The sequence below is a fragment of the Mesorhizobium sp. M7A.F.Ca.CA.001.10.2.1 genome (assembly GCF_003998575.1).
Taxonomy (GTDB): Bacteria; Pseudomonadota; Alphaproteobacteria; order Rhizobiales; family Rhizobiaceae; genus Mesorhizobium.
Map to the genome: position 1 here is coordinate 1 of NZ_RZQY01000581.1, position 3,981 is coordinate 3,981.

Sequence of the window (3,981 nt, forward strand, 5' to 3'; positions counted from 1 at the left end):
CGACCCTGACATATTGATCGCCGACGAGCCGACGACGGCGCTCGACGTGACCATCCAGGCGCAGATCCTGATGCTTCTGGCCGAATTGCAGCGCAAGCTCGGCATGGCGATCGTCTTCATCACCCACGATCTTGGCATCGTCCGCCGCTTTGCCGACCGGGTCTATGTCATGCGCCAGGGCGAGGTTGTCGAGGAGGGGGAGGCGGAGGCCATCTTCGTCAATCCCCAGCATGCCTACACGAAAATGCTGCTGGCGGCCGAGCCGGCCGGCAGCAAGCGGCCGCCGCCCGCCAATGCTCCGGTGCTGCTCGAAGGTAGAAATGTCGAAGTGACGTTCAGGATTGGCGGCGGGTTTCTTGCTGGTGAACCGCTGATGCTGCGTGCCGTCGATCACATCTCGATCCGGCTGCAGCGAAACCAGACCATCGGCATCGTTGGTGAATCCGGCTCGGGCAAGTCGACGCTCGGCCGCGCCTTGCTGCGGCTGTTGCCGAGCGACGGGCTTATCCGTTTCGGTGATCGCGACATTTCCCAAGCCGACAGGCAGGCGATGCGGCCGCTGCGGCGCCAGATGCAGCTCGTCTTCCAGGATCCGTTCGGCTCGCTGTCGCCGCGCATGACCGTCGGCCAAGTCATCACCGAAGGACTTCTGGTGCATGAGCCTGATCTTTCGGGCAAGCAGCGTGATCAACGCGCGGTCGACGCCTTGCGCGAGGTCGGCCTCGACCCCAACGCACGCAATCGCTACCCGCACGAATTCTCCGGCGGCCAGCGGCAGCGCATCGCCATTGCTCGCGCCATGATCCTGAAGCCCAGGCTGGTGGTATTGGATGAGCCGACCTCGGCGCTCGATCGCTCTGTGCAGAAACAGATCGTCGAACTGCTGCGCAAGCTGCAGGCGGACCACGAATTGTCCTATCTCTTCATCAGCCACGATCTGTCGGTCGTGCGCGCCATGGCCGACTACATCATCGTCATGAAACAGGGCAAGATCGTCGAGGAAGGGCCGACTGAGGCGATCTTCAGCGATCCGCGGCACGCCTACACACAGACGCTGATGGCCGCGGCGATCGACGTGACGCGATTTCGCCTGAGCGCCTGAACCGGGCTCCGCACCGAGGCATTGGCTGTCCGCTCAATTCGCGGACCTGGGGCACTTGCGTGCTCGCACAGCGGCAATGGCATCCTGTTGCTGCTTAAGCCGGTCGATCCTGGCTGTTTCGCGGTTGGCTACCGCGGTCTTCACGCGTGAGCCGCCGAGCAGCCAGCGTGGAACATTGGTGTTGGCCACCTTGCCGCGCGTGATTGCCGTTTGCGAGATGTCACGGGCGACGTCTCCCATCGCCCTGTTGAGGTCGGTGCACGTCATCGAATCGTATTTCGCTGCATCGACGGTTCTGCCGAGCGATGAACAGCCAGTGAAGAGAACCAGCGTCATCACAAGAATCAAGGGCGGGGCTGTGGTTGAATTCAAATTCATGTCGCACTCGGCCCGCCGTTTGGCTGACTCCATCAGGTCCATCGACCCTAAAGCCGACGGACCTTTTCGTCAAAATATGCGGCCCGCGAAGAAACCTGCCACCGGCCAGCCTTTGCGTCCGGCGCAGGAACATTCTCTGCCACTCGAATTGCTATCTGGCGCGTGTTGGGTTCAATCACTGGTGAACGCAGAGAGCCCGTCCCGGCGACGTCGGGCGGTCCTTTCCTACGCTGCTTCGGCCACGAACGTCGACGGGGAGCAACCGCCGAGCACTGTCTGAGCGATGTCGGCGTCATTTTCATCGACATGCGCCATCACCAGAACCACCCCCTCGGCAACGTCTTGATCATCCGCCTTCATGGCGGCCATGGCGAATGTTCCAAACAGACCGCCGGCAACGCCGCCGCAGACCGCGCCAGCCACCGCTGCTGGCAACACGCTCGCAGCAAGAGGATTGATGCCATGGGCCGCAACGGCGCTCAGGCAGGCCAACACGCCGGCGGCAGCGCCAAGTAACGATCCCAAAGCGGAAACCCTAAGAGATCCCGCCTCGTTATTGTAAGGCCCGATGATGGCGATCTGTACGCGAGGAATTCCGGCCGCCACCAAGTCGCTGGCGACCCGCGCCGCATCGGCGGGGGAATCAAAAAGTCTGCTAATCGTCGGCATGGTCGCTTAACGCTTCTGGCTGTTCAGCGTCGTGTCGGTGAGGAATGACGCGGCAATCAGGTCGTCAACCTCGATTAGGCCCTCGTCGCCCTCCATGATGGCCGCGACCTTCTGGAAGGTCTTCATCTCGTCTTCGGTAATCTGGGCTTCCTGCATCCTGGCTTTGATCTCTGTCATCCGCATGCCAAGGGCATGGGATTTCTTGGTCTCACGGTTCGACATGCTGCTGCTCTTTAGTTTTTCATTGATCATTTTCGCCCACCACCCGAATTTGGGGCAAGGGCAAGCGTTTCCAACCTGGACTTCGGTCGGGCAGGGGCTGGACTTAAGTCTGGTTGCGGGCGTGATTGGGATGCGTGCCAAAGGCCTCTCGTGGCCCCACTCCCATCAAGACCCGACTCCCATCAAGAATCGGGGCCGGATTCCTGCGTCGGTACCCGTCGTTCGATCACCACGGGATGGTGCCGATGGGTTAGGACGAAACCTGTCACGACAGTGCTGTCGTGGTGATGATGCCGGCGCCTATGATCATGGGACGCACGACGGAACATTAGGCGTGCCTGATGGTTTATTTCTCGCAGCCGGGATCACGATTTGGTGGTCTGCTGCAGATCAGTCGGCAAAGGCTGGTCGGCCCGCGTTCTCCGCCAGAGGCGCGGGCTTCCCCAGGCAGCAGGAGAGAGATCATGAACAACATCATTTGGCTCGTTGGAGCTGTAGTCATCGTGATAGCGATCTTGAGCTTTTTTGGCCTCCGCTGAGCGGAAACGCGCGTACCAGTTGAGATGTTTTCCGGGATCTGTCCGCGAGCGCAGGCATGAAGGCATCAGGCGGCCGGTTGGACCGTCTGGTTACTGTCCAGTGCAAGAGGCATCGCTGTCGGCCGAGTCACAGAGGCACGGCGAATAGAAATTCGCCCATCCGACTGACGGGGGACGCGAGTAGTCTCGCTTGAGGGGCAGGTGGAGCGCCGAAGTCGGGATGCGCTAACTCTTTGTTTTCTCTGGTCGGAGTGGCAGGATTTGAACCTGCGACCCCCTCGTCCCGAACGAGGTGCGCTACCAGGCTGCGCTACACTCCGTGACCAGACCGCGGGCTTATAGCCGCCACACTTGGTTCCTGCAAGCGGCACGGCGGCACTTCTGTCGCATTTCGTCGGCTTTCGTCGAGCATTGCCCGAAAGGCCCGGATTCCCTTCCGGAATAAACGTGGCCTAAAGCCTTGTGTGCTAAGCCGCAGCCCTCGACAATTCGTAATTTCTGCCATTCGGAGTTTCCAGTCTTGTCTTTCAGCATCGTTGGCGACGCCCGGCCCAACAGTTTCGAATTCGAAACCGAAGCGCTGATCAAGCCATCCGGCTTTCGCGAATATGATGCGCGCTGGTGGTTCGGCCATCCCGGCTCCGCGCAACTGCCGGAGCTCAATCTGATCGGCGTCCAGGCGCTCGGCATGGGGCTTGGCACGCTTATTCGCCGTCTCGGCGCCGGTCCCGATATCGTCACCGGGCATGATTTCCGCTCCTATTCGCTGTCGATCAAACTGGCCCTGGTGTCCGGTTTGATGGCCGCAGGCGCACGGGTGAGGGACATCGGACTGGCGTTGTCGCCGATGGCGTATTTCGCCCAGTTCGCTTTGGATACGCCCTCGGTCGCCATGGTCACCGCTTCGCACAACGAAAATGGCTGGACTGGCGTCAAGATGGGTGCTGCGCGGCCGCTGACCTTCGGCCCGGAAGAGATGAGCGCGCTGAAGGCGATCGTGCTGGCAGGTGATTTCGATCTCGTCGGCGGCGGCTCCTACGATTTCATCCGCGACTTTCGCGCGACCTATCT

At 61.0% G+C, this 3,981-nt stretch carries 4 protein-coding genes, 1 tRNA gene and 1 pseudogene; 2 read left to right on the forward strand and 4 right to left on the reverse strand.

Features of this window, described 5'->3' with window-relative positions:
- On the forward strand, nucleotides 1-1,102 hold a 1,102-nt coding region (locus tag EN964_RS27700), incomplete at its 5' end, for an ATP-binding cassette domain-containing protein (protein ID WP_164774144.1).
- Nucleotides 1,103-1,135: 33 nt separating this feature from the next.
- Here EN964_RS27700 and EN964_RS27705 read toward each other — a convergent pair.
- From EN964_RS27705 to EN964_RS27725, 4 genes are all read right to left on the reverse strand, one after another.
- Nucleotides 1,136-1,480 (reverse strand): hypothetical protein, encoded by a 345-nt coding sequence (locus tag EN964_RS27705; RefSeq protein WP_127270013.1) that lies wholly within the window; start codon nucleotides 1,478-1,480, stop codon nucleotides 1,136-1,138.
- 225 nt (nucleotides 1,481-1,705) lie between these two features.
- Entirely contained in the window at nucleotides 1,706-2,149 is a 444-nt protein-coding gene (locus tag EN964_RS38830; RefSeq protein WP_236382860.1) for a hypothetical protein, read from the reverse strand.
- Nucleotides 2,150-2,155: 6 nt separating this feature from the next.
- Complete coding sequence (locus EN964_RS27715) at nucleotides 2,156-2,371, reverse strand: hypothetical protein (RefSeq protein ID WP_164748709.1); 216 nt, start codon at nucleotides 2,369-2,371, stop codon at nucleotides 2,156-2,158.
- A 782-nt stretch (nucleotides 2,372-3,153) separates the two neighbouring features.
- Nucleotides 3,154-3,230: transfer RNA gene (locus tag EN964_RS27725), tRNA-Pro, on the reverse strand.
- Nucleotides 3,231-3,430: 200 nt separating this feature from the next.
- Here EN964_RS27725 and EN964_RS27730 point away from each other — a divergent pair.
- Nucleotides 3,431-3,981: pseudogene (locus EN964_RS27730) on the forward strand (phosphomannomutase/phosphoglucomutase); the annotation flags it as partial.